At 64.6% G+C, this 16,112-nt stretch carries 12 protein-coding genes; all 12 read right to left on the reverse strand.

Annotation, left to right across the window (positions count from 1 at the left end; genetic code table 11):
- Nucleotides 1–3 precede the first annotated feature (3 nt).
- The 12 genes from J0O65_RS14850 to J0O65_RS14905 all read right to left on the reverse strand — a co-directional run bounded on the left by J0O65_RS14850 (nucleotide 4) and on the right by J0O65_RS14905 (nucleotide 16,093).
- Nucleotides 4–1,008: an AraC family transcriptional regulator gene (locus J0O65_RS14850; protein ID WP_215407849.1), complete on the reverse strand. Its 1,005-nt coding sequence runs from the start codon at nucleotides 1,006–1,008 to the stop codon at nucleotides 4–6.
- 43 nt (nucleotides 1,009–1,051) lie between these two features.
- On the reverse strand, nucleotides 1,052–2,338 hold the full coding sequence (locus J0O65_RS14855) for an O-acetylhomoserine aminocarboxypropyltransferase/cysteine synthase family protein (protein WP_215407851.1): 1,287 nt from the start codon (nucleotides 2,336–2,338) through the stop codon (nucleotides 1,052–1,054).
- Nucleotides 2,339–2,441: 103 nt separating this feature from the next.
- Nucleotides 2,442–3,353 (reverse strand): carbohydrate kinase family protein, encoded by a 912-nt coding sequence (locus J0O65_RS14860; protein ID WP_215407853.1) that lies wholly within the window; start codon nucleotides 3,351–3,353, stop codon nucleotides 2,442–2,444.
- Nucleotides 3,350–4,990, reverse strand: a complete 1,641-nt coding sequence (locus tag J0O65_RS14865; RefSeq protein WP_215407855.1) for an alpha-amylase family glycosyl hydrolase — start codon at nucleotides 4,988–4,990, stop codon at nucleotides 3,350–3,352. The genes J0O65_RS14860 and J0O65_RS14865 overlap by 4 nt, the downstream gene beginning before the upstream one ends.
- A 1-nt stretch (nucleotide 4,991) precedes the next feature.
- A complete protein-coding gene (gene malG / locus J0O65_RS14870; protein WP_215407856.1) occupies nucleotides 4,992–5,882 on the reverse strand; it encodes a maltose ABC transporter permease MalG in 891 nt (296 codons plus the stop codon).
- A gap of 10 nt (nucleotides 5,883–5,892) precedes the next feature.
- A complete protein-coding gene (gene malF, locus J0O65_RS14875) occupies nucleotides 5,893–7,404 on the reverse strand; it encodes a maltose ABC transporter permease MalF (protein WP_215407858.1) in 1,512 nt (503 codons plus the stop codon).
- A 96-nt stretch (nucleotides 7,405–7,500) separates the two neighbouring features.
- Nucleotides 7,501–8,721 carry a maltose/maltodextrin ABC transporter substrate-binding protein MalE gene (malE, locus tag J0O65_RS14880; protein ID WP_215407860.1) on the reverse strand — a complete coding sequence of 407 codons (1,221 nt, stop codon included), beginning with the start codon at nucleotides 8,719–8,721 and terminating at the stop codon, nucleotides 7,501–7,503.
- Between the two features lie 108 nt (nucleotides 8,722–8,829).
- A complete protein-coding gene (locus J0O65_RS14885; RefSeq protein ID WP_215407862.1) occupies nucleotides 8,830–9,915 on the reverse strand; it encodes an ABC transporter ATP-binding protein in 1,086 nt (361 codons plus the stop codon).
- An 88-nt stretch (nucleotides 9,916–10,003) separates the two neighbouring features.
- Nucleotides 10,004–11,641, reverse strand: a complete 1,638-nt coding sequence (locus tag J0O65_RS14890; RefSeq protein ID WP_215407864.1) for an alpha-amylase family glycosyl hydrolase — start codon at nucleotides 11,639–11,641, stop codon at nucleotides 10,004–10,006.
- A 235-nt stretch (nucleotides 11,642–11,876) separates the two neighbouring features.
- The gene (locus J0O65_RS14895) at nucleotides 11,877–12,887 is read right to left on the reverse strand and encodes a substrate-binding domain-containing protein (RefSeq protein ID WP_215407866.1); all 1,011 of its coding nucleotides are present in this window, start codon (nucleotides 12,885–12,887) and stop codon (nucleotides 11,877–11,879) included.
- A gap of 296 nt (nucleotides 12,888–13,183) precedes the next feature.
- Entirely contained in the window at nucleotides 13,184–14,404 is a 1,221-nt protein-coding gene (locus tag J0O65_RS14900) for a maltoporin (RefSeq protein WP_152252490.1), read from the reverse strand.
- Nucleotides 14,405–14,527: 123 nt separating this feature from the next.
- Nucleotides 14,528–16,093, reverse strand: coding sequence for an MFS transporter (locus tag J0O65_RS14905; RefSeq protein WP_215407868.1), 1,566 nt, complete (start codon nucleotides 16,091–16,093; stop codon nucleotides 14,528–14,530).
- Between the last annotated feature and the right edge of the window lie 19 nt (nucleotides 16,094–16,112).

Raw genomic sequence — 16,112 nt, forward strand, 5'->3', positions numbered from 1 at the left:
GCACTACAGCGGCCGCACGGGAATGCATATCTCGCAAGAGAATTCGCCGGTGGCCGGGTCCAGCGCCGTGGCGGCGGAAAAGCGTTCAAAGCACGGGCGCTCATCCCACTGCAGGCCGCTGGACGGCAGCCATTCGCGCGTCATGCGCGTCCACGCTTCGGCGATGGCGCTGGACGGCCCCTTGAACTGCGCCACCGCATAGCGTCCTCCGGGCAGGGTGGTAATGCTGGCCCGGCCGCCCGACGGGAAAGCATCGGGCACGGCGACGCAGGCGTCATAGCGGCATTTGTCCGGCGGCGTGATGCTGGGATCGTCATGGCCGATGCCATAGCAGACCGCGTCGCCCAGGCCGTGCGACTGCATCCATGGCGCGACGGTGTCGCGCCAGAAGGCGCCGATGGCGGGACCGTAGGGGCCGATATGGCGCTGGCACGCCACGCTGGCGGGTGGCAGGTCGAGGATGGTGACTTGCATGGGACTCTCTCTATCAAGTGGATGGGAGTGCCCATGGTGCTGGAAGTGCGGCCCGTCTTCCTGACCGGGATTGCGCATGGCCTGATCCGGATTGCTATCTTGCCGGCGCAGGCGCATGGCGGCCAGCATGGCGGCGTTTTTGTCGGCGACGCCGGCGCGCCAGGCCGTCGGCGTGCAGCCGAATTTCAGCTTGAAGGCGCGCGCAAACGCTTCGCCGGAACCGAAGCCCGTCGCCAGGGCGATGTCCAGTATCGTTTCGCCGGGGCGGCAAGCCAGCCGCAGGGCCGCCGTTTCCAGGCGCCGGCGGCGCGCATAGTCGCCCAGCGTCTCGCCCATCCAGGCGGCGAAGACGCGGTGAAAGTGGAAGCGCGAAAAATGCGCGACGTCGGCCAACTGGGCCAGGTCCAGCGGCGTGTCCAGGTGACGGTCGATATGATCGAGCACGGCGTTCATGCGCCGCGCATATTCGGCGCGGAACAGGCCGCGGAACTGGCCAGATACCGGCTGTTCCGGCGATGGGAGCGGGGAATTCATGTTGCCGATTATGCCATGAAGTCCCCGCCGGATGGAACAGGGTTTATGCCGCGTTCAAGGCCTGCTCCAGGTCTTCGCGCAAGTCGTCGATATGCTCGATGCCGACGGACAGGCGCAGCATGTCTTCGGATACGCCCGCCTTGGCCAGTTCTTCTGGATTGAGCTGGCGGTGCGTGGTGGACGCCGGATGCGTGGCCAGCGACTTGGCGTCGCCGATGTTGACCAGGCGCGTGAATAGTTGCAGGGCGTCGAGCACGCGGGCGCCGGCCGCGCGAGGATCTTCTCCAGCGGCCAGCTTCAGGCCGAAGGACAAGATGCCCGAGGCGCGGCCCTGCATGTATTTTTTCACCAGCGCGTGGTCCGGGTGGTCTTCCAGGCCCGCGTAATTGACCCACGCGACTTTCGGATGCTGTTTCAAGTGTCTGGCCAGGGCCAGCGTGTTGTCGCAGATGCGGTCCATGCGCAGGGCCAGGGTTTCGATGCCCTGGATCAGCTGGAAGGCGCTCAGCGGAGAAATGGCCGCGCCCATGTTGCGCAGCGGGACGACGCGCGCGCGGCCGATGAAGGCGGCGAGGCCGAACGCTTCCGTGTAGACGACGCCGTGGTACGACACGTCCGGTTCGTTCAGGCGCTTGAAGCGCTCCTTGTGTTCGGCCCATGGGAACTTGCCGCTGTCGACGATGGCGCCGCCCACGGTGGTGCCGTGGCCGCCCAGATATTTGGTCAGCGAATGGACGACGATGTCGGCGCCATGTTCGATGGGGCGGAACAGATAGGGGCTGGGCACCGTGTTATCGACGATCAGCGGGATGCCGTGCGCGTGCGCGATCTCGGCCAGCTTGGCCACGTCCGTCACGTTGCCCAGCGGGTTGCCGATCGATTCGCAGAAGATGGCCTTGGTGCGTGCGTCGATCAGGGCGGCGAAGGTCTCGGGCTGGCGCGCGTCGGCGAAACGCACTTCGATGCCGATCTGCGGCAGGGTGTGGGCAAACAGGTTGTAGGTGCCGCCATACAGCTGGCTGGCGGAGATGAAATTGTCGCCCGCTTCGGCGATGGTCTGGATCGCGTAAGTGATCGCCGCCATGCCCGAGGCCACGGCCAGCGCGGCTACGCCGCCTTCCAGCGCCGCCACGCGCTTTTCCAGCACGTCCTGCGTGGGATTCATGATGCGCGTGTAGATATTCCCGGCCACCTTGAGGTCGAACAGGTCGGCGCCATGCTGGGCATTGTCGAAGGCGTAGGCCACCGTCTGATAGATGGGGACGGCGGCGGCCTTGGTGGTCGGGTCGGGGCTGTAGCCGGCGTGCACGGCCAGGGTTTCGATTCTCATGTGGTCTCCGGTTCGAATGGGCTGCGATGGTGAAGCGTTTGAAATTCGCAGCCATTGTGCCATGCGTCCGTTAGCTCGATGCTACGCTTGATAGAATATTAAGTCATAAGCTAGTGCTGTCTTGATATAAGTCATCCAGCTCCGCCTGGCCGATAAACCGCTCATGCGTGCCATGCTGGGCGCAGGCAAACGCGCCGGCGATGGCGCCGCGGCGCATGGCTTCGTCCAGGCCCGCGCCGCCCAGCCAGGCGTGCAGGAAGGCGGCCACGAAGGAGTCGCCGGCGCCATTCGTGTCGACCACGGGCAGCTTCAAGCCTGCCGTCGGCGTGTGGCGCACGGTTTCGCCGCCCCGTTCCAGCAGGTAGGCGCCGTGCGCCCCCGCCATGGCGATCACGGCCTGCGCCCGCCCTTCCGCCACGATGGCGCGCATGACATCGTCGCGCCGCTCGCCCAGCGCGGCCGTGCTGAGGAAGACCAGGTCGGCGCGCAGGGCGAATGTCTTGTGGTGCGGGTTGGCGCCATCCCAGTCGTGCAGGTCGGTCGACACCGTGGTGCCGCACGCTTGCGCATCGTCGAACAGCTCGGCCACCCAGCCCATGATGGAAAAGTGCGCGTGGCGAGCGGGACCCAGGTAGGGCAGATAGAAGGCGGCGGGCATGCGCACGTCTTCCGGATGGCGGCCGTCGTACAGCGACATCCTGCGCCCTTGCGGGTCGACCAGGTTGACGCTGCGCCGCGTGCCGGAGGGCTCGACGATGTGCGAGAAATCGAGCCTGGCTTCTTTGTAGCGCTGCAGGATGGCCGCGCCTTGCGCATCGTCGCCGATGAAGTCGATGAACTTGCAGCGCAAGCCCAGCGCGTGGCAGCCGAGCGCCACGCCATTGCCCGTGTGCGCCACGTAGTCGCGGATGGCTGGCACGTGCACGGAATCGGCGACGGGCAATTGCAGGGAAGGGACGCGCACGATGGTGTCGATGCCGGCGCCGCCGACCACCAGGATGTCATAGCTACTCATGGTGCTGCCTTTTCTAACAGGACGGTGCCGGCCGCGTTCAAGGCGACGGCGCCATTGTTTACCAAACAGGTTTGATTCGTATACGCGTCGCGCAGCAGGGCGCCGTCGGCGAAGACGCCGTGGACTTTCAAGGTGATGGCGCCTTGCGCCTCGGGCACGGCGATGACGGCGTCGCCATCCGTCACGCGGGCGAACGCGTACGGTTGTTCGTCGATCAGGCGATGTTCGCCGCGCGCCAGGGCCGGGTGGCGCAGGCGGAACTGGCCCAGCTTGCGCGCATGCGCCAGGGTGGCGGCGTCCATCGAGCTCCAGTTCATGCTTGACCGCGTGGCCTGCTGTTCGTCGCCGATGGGCGCGGCGCCAGGCTGGCGCGCGCTTTCATCGCCGTAGAACAGCTGCACGCCGCCTGGCGCCAGCAGCAGGGCGGACAGGCCATGCCGCAATTGCCCGCGCGGGAACAGGCTCGTGTCGTGCGACGAGATATACGACAGGATGTCGTAGCGGGGGGCCGGGCCCTTGTTCAGCAAACCCGCGTACTGGCGGTACACGCCGTCGATGCTTTTCCAGTCGCCGCCCGCGCGGTGTTGAAAGTCGAAATTGATCATCGAATCGAAGCCCGCATCGTGCCAGCTGCTGCGCTCCGGGCCATGGCCCCACGCTTCGCCCGTCATCCAGAATGGCGCGTCGTCGATCTTCTGCCGCGGGTGGCGCGCCTTCCAATCCTTCAATGCATCGGTGGCCGCCGCGCGCAGGGCCAGCCAGCTGGCCGGTTCCACGTGCTTGACGGTGTCGGCCCTGAAACCGTCGACGCCGAATTCGCGCACCCAGTCGGCCAGCCAGTGGACAAGGTAAGTGCGGACAGTCGCGTCGGGCAGGGCCACGGCGCGCGTGTCGCTTTTACGCTGCAGGATGGGCGGCAAGCCCACTGCCTGGCCGCTTTCCGTGCGGAAGTCGGGCAGATACGCCAGCTGCATCGTGTAGTCGTCCTGGCCGCCGTCGGAGTAGCCGGGCAAGCCCGCGCGCACCCAGTCCGGCCCCCACCACTGCGCGAATGCGAAGTTGTTGTAGTCGATGAAGCTGTGATAGTCGCGCAGCACGGCCTTTTCGTGGCCGGGCCACAGCACGGGCACTTTATATTCGGCCAGGGTGCGCAAGTCCGCGTAGCCGGGGTGGTTCAGCACCACGTCGAACAGCACGCGGATGCCTTGCGCGTGGGCGAGATCGATCATCTCGCGCAGTTCTTCGCGCGTGCCCATGTTGGCGTCCATGGTGGTGTAGTCGAGCGCCCAGTAGCCGTGGTAGGCGTAGTGCTGGAATTGCTGCTTGCCGCCCACCACCCAGCCGTGTATCTGCTCGTAGGGCGCCGTGATCCACAGGGCGTTGACGCCCAGTTCCTTGAAATAGCCGGCCTTGAGCTGTTGCGTGATGCCGGCGATGTCGCCGCCGTGAAACGTGCCGACGTCGCCGCCTTGCGGGTCGGCGGCGCGGCCATAACTGTGGTCGTTGCCAGGGTTGCCATTGGCGAAACGGTCCGTCACGGCGAAGTAGACGATGGGGTTGTCAGCGAAGCTGACGCTCCCTGCCTGCGCCGAAGCGCTGAAGAGCAAAGCGGCGAGGGCGGTCAGCACGGTCTTCATGTCAGCCCTTCACGCCGCCAGCCGTCAGGCCGGAGATCATCCATTTTTGCGCCAGCAGGAACACGGCCGTGATGGGCAGGCCGGACAGGATGGCCGCCGCGGCGAAGTCGCCCCACAGGTATTTTTGCTCGTACAGGAACAGCTTGGAGCCGACGGCCAGGGTCAGGTTGTTCTGCTCATGCAGCAGCACGGACGCGATCGGATACTCGATGATGGCGCCGATGAACGACAGCAGGAACACCACCATCAGGATGGGCACCGTCATCGGCAGCAGCACGTAGACAAACGCTTGCCACTGCGTGGCGCCGTCGACCTTGGCCGCTTCCTCGATCTCGACGGGGATGGTTTGATAATAGCCCTTGATGGTCCAGATGTGCAGGGCGATGCCACCCGTGTAGGCCAGTACCAGGCTGCCGTGATGGTCGATGCCCAGCCACGGCACGTAGTTGCCCAGCACGTCGAAGATGGCGTAGATGGCCACCAGGGCCAGCACGGCGGGGAACATCTGCAGCAGCATCAGCGCGGACAGGGTCTGCGACTTGAAGCGGAACTGCATGCGCGCGAACGCATACGCGCAGGTGGTCGACAGCAGCACGGTGACGGTGGCGCTCATGCTGGCCACCTTGATGGAATTCCATAGCCACAGCAGCACAGGGAAGTCCGGCTCGACCAGGGCGCCGTTGGCCGCCTGGTAGGACATGCCCAGCGCCAGTCGCCAGTGTTCGAAGCTGATCTCGGGCGGTATCAAACTGCCCGAGGCGAAGTTGCCGGGCCGCAGCGAGATGGACAAGATCATCAGGAAGGGAAACATCACCAGCGCGATCAGCGCGATGACGGCGACGTGGGCCGCCAGGATGCGCCAGCGGTTGGAACGGTCGACAACGATAGCCATATGCTGTCCTTTATGCTTTGTTCATGCGCGTCAGGCGCATGTTGACCAGCGAAATCGCGGCCACGAGGAAGAAGATCAAGGTCGAGATGGCGGCGGCCAGGCCGAAGTTCTGACCGGAATCCTCGAACGCGATGCGGTAGGTGTAGGACACGAGCAAGTCCGTCGTGCCGGCCGGTAACGTTGTGTCGAGGAAATCGGGACGTCCGCCCGTCAGCAAGCTGATCAGCACAAAATTATTGAAGTTAAAACCCAGGCTGGCCACCATCAGCGGCGTGAGCGGCTTGATGATCAGGGGCAGGGTGATCTTGAAGAAATTCGTCAGCGGTCCCGCGCCGGCCAGGGCCGAGGCTTCGTACAGGTCCGACGGGATCGCCTTGATCAAGCCCATGCACACGACCATCATGTAGGGGTAGCCCAGCCAGGTGTTGACGATCAAAATCATGGCCTTGGCCAGGGTGGTGTCCGAGAACCAGGCGGGCTTGATGCCGAACAGGGCGTCGAGCACGAGGTTGATTTCGCCAAAGTTATTGTTGAACAAGCCCTTGAAGACCAGGATGGAAATGAAGCCCGGCACGGCATACGGCAGGAAAAGCAGGGTACGGTACAGGCCGCGGAAGCGCAGCGCATCCCAGTTCAAGAGCACGGCCAGCACCATGCCCAGGCCCGTCGTGGTGGCCACGCTGATCAGGGCGAAGACGATGGTCCAGACGAAAATGCGCAGGAAAGGACCGCGGAACGCTTCATCGGAGAAAATCTTCACGAAGTTGGCGAAGCCCACGTTCACCTTGAAGCCCGGTTCCAGTTTCGTGCCATCCGGCATTTCATAAAAACCCGTCTTGAAGTTCGGTGTCACCAGTTCGCCCGTGGCGACTTTCTTGAGGGTCTTGTCCGGCAACTGCTTGTAGACATGCGCGACGGGACCGAATTCGCGCAAGCCCACCATGCGCAGCTCGATCTTGTTCGGCAGCACGAGGGTCAGCAGCTTCAAATCCTTTTGCAGGGCGATGATGTCCTTGATGGGCAGCGGTGCGGCCAGCACCGGCGCCTGCACGGGGTCGAGCGGCGCCACTTCCACCTTCAGGGGCACGGCGCGCTTGAGGGCCAGCGGCTGCGTCAAGAGCACTTCGCCCGTGTCCGGGCTTTCCAGGCGCAAGCGGTATTCCTTGTTGTCGGCATGCACGGTCATCGCATAGCCGGCGCTCTCCACGCGCTGCGTCTCGTCGAGCAGGTATTGCGTGGCGCGCTCATAGGTGAGCAGGTTGCGCGAGCTGAAATTGGTAAAGCCGATCGACACCGTGTACACCATCGGCAGCAGCACGAAGACGATGACGGCCGTGATGCCGGGAAACAGATAACGGTAGGCATAGGCGCGCGGCGATGTGAAGACAAATGTCGTCAGGGTCAGCAAGCCGAGGAAAACGGCGGCCAGCATGGTCTGGCCGGAAATGTACAACATGAAGAGCAGATACAGACCCAGCGCCATGCTGATGGTCAATACCGTAGGGCCGATAAACTTGCGCACGATGGATACCTGTGAAGATGGAATGATACGAGATGGCGCAGGTCGGATCAGGCCAGAAGGCCCGTGATCCGACCTGCGCCAGGCAGTACGAGATGCTTAATTCGCCGTCGTAATCCGCTTCGCCGCCGCATCCAGGCCATCCTTGGTCGTCTGGCGGCCTTGCGTGATGTTTTCCAGCGCCGATTGCATCGACGACCAGAAACGGCCCATTTCCGGGTTGTTCGGCATCGGGCGGCCCGCCTGCGCGCTTTCCATCGTCGCCTGGATGTTCGGATTGGCCTTCAATTCGGCGAACAGCACCTTGTTCGCTGGCGTGCCCAGCGGGACGTCGGCGTTGATGGTTTTCAGGCCATTGATCTGCAGCATCTGGTTTTCCAGGAATTCCGTCGCCAGGTCCTTGTTCGGGCTGGCTTTTGAAATCATCGCGCCCAGCACGCCCACGAATGGCGTGGCCGTCTTGCCTGCCACGGTAGGGATAGTTGCCACGCCGAAATTGATCTTCGATTTGCGCGCATTGTCCCACGACCATGGGCCGTTGATCATCATGGCGATCTTGCCCTGATTGAAGCCCGCTTCCATTTCCGCGTAGCCGGCGCCCTTCGGCATGGCGCCGCTGTTGATCAGGGTCATCAGCGCATTCACGCCCGCTTGCGAGCCGGCATTGTTCACGCCCGTTTTCGCCGCATCGTAGCGGCCGTCGGCCTTGACTTCAAACGGGAAGCCGCCGCCCGCGCCCAGCAAAGGCCAGGTGAAATAGGTATTTGTGTAATCCCACAGGATGGCTTTCTTGCCTTGGCCCGACAATTTCTTGTCCAGCGCGGCGATTTCCTCGAAGGTTTTCGGCGGGGTCGGCACCAGGTCCTTGTTGTAGACGAGGGCGACGGCTTCGATGGAGATCGGATAGCCCCAGGTCTTGCCGCCGACAGTAAAAGCGTTCCACGCCAGCGGCAGGATGGCGGCGCGCGCCTCCTTGCTTGGCGTCAATGGTTGCAGCAAGCCGGCGTCGATCCAGGTGCCGATGCGGTCATGCGGCCAGATCCAGATGTCCGGGCCCTTGCCGGCGGCGGCCGCTTGCTGGAATTTGTTCGGCGCATCTTCCGGGTGCTCGACGACGACCTTGACGCCCGTCTTCCTGGTGAATTCCTCGCCGACCTTGGCCAGGCCCTTGTAGCCTTTGTCGCCATTGATCCAGATCAGGAGGGTGCCTGCTTCGGCCGCGTTCGCCATGCTGACGGCGGCCAGGTTACCGATGCCGGCCAGGGCGGCGGCGATCAGGGTGGTTTTGATGAAGCTGCGTTTCGGGTGCGTGTAGGACATGTCGATCTCCAGTATCTTTTTTTATGCTAAGTTTATGTTGAGTATCAAGGCTGAAACGTACAACCAGGCCAGGCGGCGCCTGTAGCGCCTGGCCCCTTAAATGTGAAATCAGGTACGCGTCTGGCCATGCTCGTCGAACACGTGGACGCGGGCGGGCGCCACCTGCAGCGCCACGGACTGGCCAATGGCCCAGTCCGTATCCGCATCGGCGCGCACCACCAGCGGCTCGTCGCCGCCCGGCACCTGCACATACAGATAGCTGATGTCGCCCAGTTTTTCCACCGCTTGCACGGTGGCCGTGATGGCGGCGGTGGCGCCGGGCGCGCACGCCTGCACGTGCTCGGGGCGCGCGCCGACGGTGACGGGGGTGCCGCTGGCCAGCGGCTGCTCGAGTGCCGCCTGCAGCATGCCGCCCGCGTTGGTGGCGATGGTGGCCACGCCGTCCGCATGGCTGTGGATTTTGCCCTTGAGGAAGTTCATGCGGGGCGAACCGAGGAAGCCGGCGACGAACAGGTTGGCGGGATGGTGGTACAGTTCGAGCGGCGCGCCCACCTGCTCGATGCGGCCCGCGTTGAGCACGACGATGCGGTCGGCCAGGGTCATCGCTTCGACCTGGTCATGCGTGACGTAAATCATGGTCGAGCGCAATTCGCGGTGCAGATTCGCCAGTTCGATGCGCATCTGCACGCGCAGCGAGGCGTCCAGGTTGGACAGCGGTTCGTCGAACAGGAAGACGTCGGGCTTGCGCACGATGGCGCGGCCGATGGCCACGCGCTGGCGCTGTCCGCCCGACAAGTCTTTTGGTTTGCGTTCCAGCAAGGGTTCGATGCGCAGGATTTGCGCGGCGCGCTGCACGGCGTCGGCGATCTGTATCTTGCTCATGCCGGCCAATTTGAGGCCGAAGGCCATGTTCTGCGCCACGCTCATGTGCGGGTACAGGGCGTAGCTCTGGAAGACCATGGCGATGCCGCGCTTGGCGGGCGGCACGTCGTTCATGCGCGTTTTGCCGATGAACAAGTCGCCGCCGCTGATTTCTTCCAGGCCGCAGATGCTGCGCAGCAAGGTGGACTTGCCGCAGCCCGACGGGCCCACGAAGACCATGAATTCGCCATCGGCGATCTCCAGGTCGATGCCGTGCAGGGTTTGCACGTCGCCATACGCCTTCTTCAGGCCTGCCAATTTCAATCCAGCCATGTCTGTCGTCCTCCATCTGTCAATTCGGCCCCGCTGATGCGCGGGGCTCGTTATTGTAATTGGCGGCATGGCCGCCAAAGCCTGCGATTTACGCCAGGGTGCCGAACCAGCCGCCATGCGCAGGCAAGCTGATCTGTTGAACATCTTTGTTTCCTGGCAAGCCGTGACCGGCCAGGTCGGCCGCCGGCGCCGCATCGGGCCAGGCGAAGGTGACGGCGTGCGTGCCCAGGTTGAAGGCGGCCAGCACGGATGGTTGTCCGGGCAGGTCGCGGCGCAGGGCCAGCACGGGTTCCGGTGCATCGAAGAAGATGATATCGCCGCGCAGCAATTGCGGCAGGGTGCGGCGCCAGGCGAGGATGTGTTGCGCAAAGCGCAGCGGCGAGGCGCTATCGCGCTCTTCCACGTCGACGGCGCGCGCCAGGTGTTCGGGCGGCACGGGCAGCCAGGGTTTGGCAGTGCTGAAGCCGCCGTGCGGCGCAGCGGCCACCCACGGCATCGGCGTGCGGCAGCCGTCGCGGCCCTTGAACTGGGGCCAGAACGGGATGCCGTACGGGTCTTGCAGCGCCTCGAAAGGAATGTCCGCTTCCGTCAGGGCCAGCTCGTCGCCCTGGTACAGGCACGGCGTGCCTTTCAAGGCCGCCTGCACGGCCAGCACCACCTTGGCCAGCGATGGCGACGGGTTCTCGCCGCCCCAGCGCGTCATGACGCGCACGCTGTCGTGGTTGCCCACGGACCAGGAAGCCCAGCCGTCGGCCACTTGCGCCTCGAATTCTTCCACCTGGGTGCGGATGTGCGCGGCCGAGAATTCCGCCGTCAGCAAGTTGAAACTGTAAGCCATGTGCAGCTTGTCGGCGCCCGTGTAGGCGGCCATGGTGGCCAGCGCATTGTCGTCGCCCACTTCGCCGATGGAAATGGCCTGGTATTCATCGAGCACGGCGCGCACGCGCTGCAGGTAGGCGATGTTTTCCGGCTGCGTCTTGTCGTACACGTGCGCCTGCATGCCGTACGGATTGATGGCGGACACGCTGCTCGCATCGCGCTGCGCGGCGGGCGGATTATCGCGCAGCAACTGATCGTGATACGGGAAGTTGCAGGAATCGAAGCGGAAGCCATCGACGCCGCGCTCGAGCCAGAAACGCAGGTTGTCCAGCTGCGCCTGCTGCACGGCCGGATTGTGGAAATTCAGGTCGGGCTGGCTGGCGAGGAAATCGTGCAGGTAATACTGGCCGCGGCGCGGCTCCCATTGCCAGGCGGAACCGCCGAACACGGACAGCCAGTTGTTCGGCGCCGTGCCGTCCGGTTTCTGGTCGGCCCACACATACCAGTCGGCCTTGGCGTTGTCGCGGCTGGAGCGGCTTTCCACGAACCACGGGTGGTTGTCGGACGAGTGCGACAGCACCTGGTCGATCATCACTTTCAAGCCCAGTTCATGGGCGCGCGCCACGAGGCGGTCGAAATCGGCCAAAGTACCAAACATGGGGTCGACGTCGCAGAAGTCGGCCACATCGTAGCCGAAGTCTTTCATCGGTGACGTGAAGAAGGGCGAGATCCACACGATATCGGCGCCCAGGGCGGCGATGTAATCGAGCTTGGAAGTAATACCGGGCAAGTCGCCGATGCCGTCGCCATTGCTGTCGAGGAAGCTGCGTGGATAGACCTGGTAAATGACGGCGCTGCGCCACCAGTCGGCGGGCAGGTGGGCGAGATTGTTCTGGATGGTTGGCATGAATGATTTCTTAAAAGTGCCTGTAGCCGTGGCTATCAGGGCGGCGCTGCTGGTTGGTAGGCGAACGTCTTATTTTAAAATTCAAAGCGCTTTGGGTATGAAATGAGTATAGTTCAAAGCGCTTTGAAAAGTAAAGCGATACACGCGCCAGACATACGATTTTTTTATGAGGGTGATTCAGGACAACGATTCGCCGCCGGCCAGGCGGCCGGCGGTGTGAGGGAAGGGGGGGGGCCTAGTTTGGTACGGGCCCGGCCGACTCGCCCGGCAACAGTTCGCACGGCCACAATTCCTGCAAGTCCGTGACGGGCGTGCCGTCCATCAGGGCCAGCAGCATGTGGATCATCTTCGCGCCGGCGCCGCGCGGGTCGGGCTGGACGACGGTGGTGACGTTGTGGCCGGCCAGGGAATCTTCCATCACGCCCCAGACGATCAGCGACATCTCGCGGCCGATGGCGATGCCCGCGTCGAGCAGGGCGCGCACGGCGCCCACGCCCGACATGTGGTTGTCGACGATGACTGCCGTGGGGCGGGGCGAGCGGGCCAGCAGGCGCTGCATGGCCTGGTAGCCGGCGCGGCGGTCGTGCGCGTTGTCGACCAGGTTGTCCGGATCGACGGCCAGGCCGCCCGCCTGCATGGCGTGCTGGAAACTCTCGACGCGCTGGCGCACGAAGTTCAGGTCCGGCGTGGCGCTGATCAAGCCGATGCGCTGGTGGCCCAGCTGCGCCAGGCGCTCGACGGCCAGGCGCATGCCGGCCTCGTTGTCGTAGTCGAACCACGCGTGCGGCTGGTTCAGCTGCGTGCGGCCGTGCGCGACGAACGGCATGCCCTGCTGCGCCAGGTAGGCGATGCGCTCGTCGAACGGTTTGGTGCGCCCGACGATCAGGCCATCGATGCGGCGGCCCTTGACCATGCGTTCATAGGTGTGGAATTCATTGGTGGCCGAGGCGGGCGCGATCATCATGTCCATCTGCTGCGCTTCCAGCGCTTCCGACATGCCGCCCACGATCTCGATGAACATGGGGTCGGCCAGGTCGTTCGGCATCAGCGGGTAGATGATGCCGACGATATTCGTGCGTCCCACGGCCAGGCTGCGCGCCATGGGATTGGGGCGGTAGCCGGCTGCCTGCGCGGCGGCCAGCACCCGCTCGCGCGTGCGTTCGCTCACTTCCGGATAGCCATTCAAGGCGCGGCTGACGGTGGTTTCGGATATTCCTAGCGTTTTGGCGAGATTTTTCAGGTTCATGGATGCTGCGGTCGGGGTGGGTCGGGAGCGGTGCGATGAAGGGTAGTTTATCTGATAAATGCCGGATTGATCAGGGTCATGACAAGCGGCGGCGGCGCCCAAAAAAATACGCGGGCAAACCCAGGGGCGCCCGCGCTAAAAGAGGATACTGCTGAATCACTACAGTGAAGCTGCCGGCCATCGCGTGCAGCGGCGAAATGGTGGGTCCGGATATTCCTTGCCCCTGGATGAGCGGGCGCTGTTGCTGCCACCGGCAAGCGTCCGGGGACGCCTGCCAACGTTCTAGCGTCCCGCGCTTACCACCAGGACTCGACCTGGAAACCGACGGAGCTGCCGTTGGTCTTGCCACCGAACACGCCCGTCGACGACAGCGCCGATTCGGCGGCGGCCGCCGACTGGGCTGCCTTGTTCCATTTGGCGTAGGTGTAGAAGGCGCGCAGCACGGGGCGCGACCAGAAGCTGTTGCCGGCCGACAGTTGCGGCGCGAACGTCAGCTTGGTCAGGTTGCGGCTCTCGCCGCCTTCGGGCTTGACGATGTCATGGCCCAGTTCCACGGCCAGGCTGTAGTTGTCCGTGAAGTGGTAGACGGGACGCGCGCCGATCGACGTCCACTTGCTGCTCACGCCGGCCGTTTCCTTGTCTTCGTAGACGAAGGTGCCCATGCCCGACCAGGCGCCTTTGGGCTGGATCATGATCTGTTCCGTCAGGCGCACGACCTTGTCATCCTTGTTGGCGCCCAGGCTGAAGCCGCCCGTGTTGGCGGCGCTGCCTTTGCCATACTGCAGTGCCACCTTGTTGAAGCCGCCCAGCAGATTGCCTTGCGTATGCATGATGGTCAGCAAGTGGCCGCTGGCGATGGGGGCCGCGCCTTGCGCGTTGCGTTTCTGGTTGAACTGCAGACCCAGGGTCAGTTCGCCGTCCGGGTTGACCTTGATGCCGGAGAAGCGCAGGTCGTGCGACAGGCCCATGCGCTTGCTGTCGCCGTCATCGGCCGTGCGCACGATGGCGTAGGCCAGCTTGGCGGCGCCCAGGTCGATGTTTTCCAGGCCGGCGCCAGGGCCGCTGTTGTTCCAGAAGTAGTAATCGGTGATGTGCACGTCCTGGCGGTCGTAGTAGCGCTTGCCGACCCAGGCGCGCGCTTCGGCGAAGGCGCCCGTGCCGATCTTGTCGGCCACCACGTTCATTTCGCGCCACGACGGGTCCGACTGTTCCCAGTCCTGGTTCTGGTTGACGGAGAACGCCACCAGGGTATTGATGCGGAAGGTGGTGCCGTTGGCTGCCTTGAAGGCTTCGCCGCCGAATTTCAGCTCGCCGTAGGTTTCGCACTCATTGCCCAGACGATATTTGGACGAGGCGCCGGCCAGGCCGAAACAGGCTTCCTTGCCGCCTTCGCTGCTGGTGCCGAAGCCCGAGCGGATGTAGCCGCCGAAGTCGATCGGCAGGGCGGCCTGCGCGGCCGAAGCGCTCAAGGCCAACGCCACGGCGGCAGGCAAAGTTTTCAAGAAATGTTTGTTCATTGCGTCTCCAGTGTTTTTATAGGTGTGGGATCGGTGCGCGTCACTTCGCGCAACCAAAGCGCTTTAGTTATGTTTCAAAGCGCTTTGAGTATAGTTCAAAGCGCTTTGATCAGTAAACTGCTTTTATTCTTGAAAACTCTTGAGGTGTTGCGGAGAAACATCAGGACGAGGCAGCGCGGTGCCGTCCGCCATGGTGTCTGCTGGATGGCGCAAAAAGGCGAGGATCAGCAGGGCCGAAGTCGTGGTGATGCTGGCCAGCACATACAGCAAGTGGCGGAAGGCGGTGCCATACGTCTGCGCCAGTGCGGCGTCGCCGGCCTGCGGCAACAACGCGCTCGCATGGCGCAGCTCGCCCAGCGCCAGGAAGGGGCCGGCGTGCGCCGCCTGCTGCGCGCCGATGCCCGCAAGGCCGGCGCCGCCCAGCGCCGCCACGGTGAACGTGCCCAGCAGCGCGCTGACGATGGCCAGCGCCAGGCCTTCGCCCGCCACGCGCGTCGTATTGAAGATGCCGGCCGCCATGCCGGCCCGTTCGACGGGCACGACGCTGATGGCCAGGCCATCCATCAAGCCCCAGGGCAGGCTGATGCCGCAGCCGATCAGCAGCAGCGGTCCCAGCAAGGTGGCGGGCGGCTGTCCTGGCGCGCAGGTGGAGAGCCACAGCAAGCCGCCCGCCGCCAGCAGCAAGCCGCTGGCGCAGATGTGTGCGGGAGCAATGCGCTGCGCCGCCATGCCGGCCAGGACAGGCAGCACCAGCATGGGGGCGGACAGGGCGATCATCATGCGTCCCGCCTCCAGCGCGCTGTAGCCTTCGATGCCGATGAAGCGGGCCGGCAGCAACACCAGCAGCACGACGAAGGAAAACGCGGGCGCGGCCGCCAGCAGTTGCACGCCGGCAAAGGCAGGCAGGCGGAACAGGGTCAAGTCCAGCATGGGGCGCGCCGCGCGCCGTTCCACGCGGATGAAGACGGCCAGCAGCAAGGCCGCGCCACCGAGCAGCCCCAGGCTGGCGGTGCTGCCCCAGCCCTTGTGCGGCGCCTGCAGCAAACCATAGGTAAACAGCGACAAGGCACCCGTAAACGTCAGGGCGCCGGGCCAGTCCACGCCTTGCGCCTGCGGGTCGCGCGATTCGCGCATGGCGCGCGCGGCGGCCAGCAGGGCGGTCAGGCCGGCCGCGGCCGTGGCAATGAAAATGGCGCGCCAGCCCGTGCGGGTGATCAAGGTGCCGGCCAGGAAGGGGCCGAAGGCCAGGCCCACGCCGAAGGCCGTGCCGATCAGGCTGAAAGCGCGCGCACGGGCGGCACCGTCGAATTCCTGCGCCAGCGCCGCCAGTCCGCTCGACAGGGCCATGGCGCAACCGAGGCCCTGGACGGCGCGCAATACGTCGAGCCATACGAGGCCGGGCGCGGCCGCCAGCGCCAGCGCGGCGGCGGAAAACACGCCCATGCCCAGCAAGAACACGCGTTTGCGGCCGTAGCGGTCGGCCAGCGCGCCGGCCACCATCAGGCAGCCGCCAAAGCTGAGCATGAAGGCATTCGTGATCCACGCCAGCGCCAGCGGCGTGCCGTGCAGGTCGGCGGCGATGGCGGGAATGGCGATGGCCGGCCCCGTAAAGCTGAGCGGCATGCACAGCGCCGCCAGGCAGACGGCGGCCAGCACGACGGCGCGCCGGGCCGGGGAGGCAGGTTTCATACGGTGAGGCGTATCCATG

Origin of the sequence: Janthinobacterium sp. JC611, assembly GCF_018682595.1 — a bacterium.
Taxonomy (GTDB): Bacteria; Pseudomonadota; Gammaproteobacteria; order Burkholderiales; family Burkholderiaceae_D; genus Janthinobacterium.

Coding starts and splice junctions, on each gene's coding strand:
- J0O65_RS14905 (WP_215407868.1), bottom strand. CDS start 16,093: ATGAAACCTGCCTCCCCGGCCCGGCGCGCCGTCGTGCTGGCCGCCGTC.
- J0O65_RS14855 (WP_215407851.1), bottom strand. CDS start 2,338: ATGAGAATCGAAACCCTGGCCGTGCACGCCGGCTACAGCCCCGACCCG.
- J0O65_RS14850 (WP_215407849.1), bottom strand. CDS start 1,008: ATGAATTCCCCGCTCCCATCGCCGGAACAGCCGGTATCTGGCCAGTTC.
- J0O65_RS14860 (WP_215407853.1), bottom strand. CDS start 3,353: ATGAGTAGCTATGACATCCTGGTGGTCGGCGGCGCCGGCATCGACACC.
- J0O65_RS14885 (WP_215407862.1), bottom strand. CDS start 9,915: ATGGCTGGATTGAAATTGGCAGGCCTGAAGAAGGCGTATGGCGACGTG.
- malE (WP_215407860.1), bottom strand. CDS start 8,721: ATGTCCTACACGCACCCGAAACGCAGCTTCATCAAAACCACCCTGATC.
- J0O65_RS14900 (WP_152252490.1), bottom strand. CDS start 14,404: ATGAACAAACATTTCTTGAAAACTTTGCCTGCCGCCGTGGCGTTGGCC.
- malG (WP_215407856.1), bottom strand. CDS start 5,882: ATGGCTATCGTTGTCGACCGTTCCAACCGCTGGCGCATCCTGGCGGCC.
- J0O65_RS14890 (WP_215407864.1), bottom strand. CDS start 11,641: ATGCCAACCATCCAGAACAATCTCGCCCACCTGCCCGCCGACTGGTGG.
- J0O65_RS14895 (WP_215407866.1), bottom strand. CDS start 12,887: ATGAACCTGAAAAATCTCGCCAAAACGCTAGGAATATCCGAAACCACC.
- J0O65_RS14865 (WP_215407855.1), bottom strand. CDS start 4,990: ATGAAGACCGTGCTGACCGCCCTCGCCGCTTTGCTCTTCAGCGCTTCG.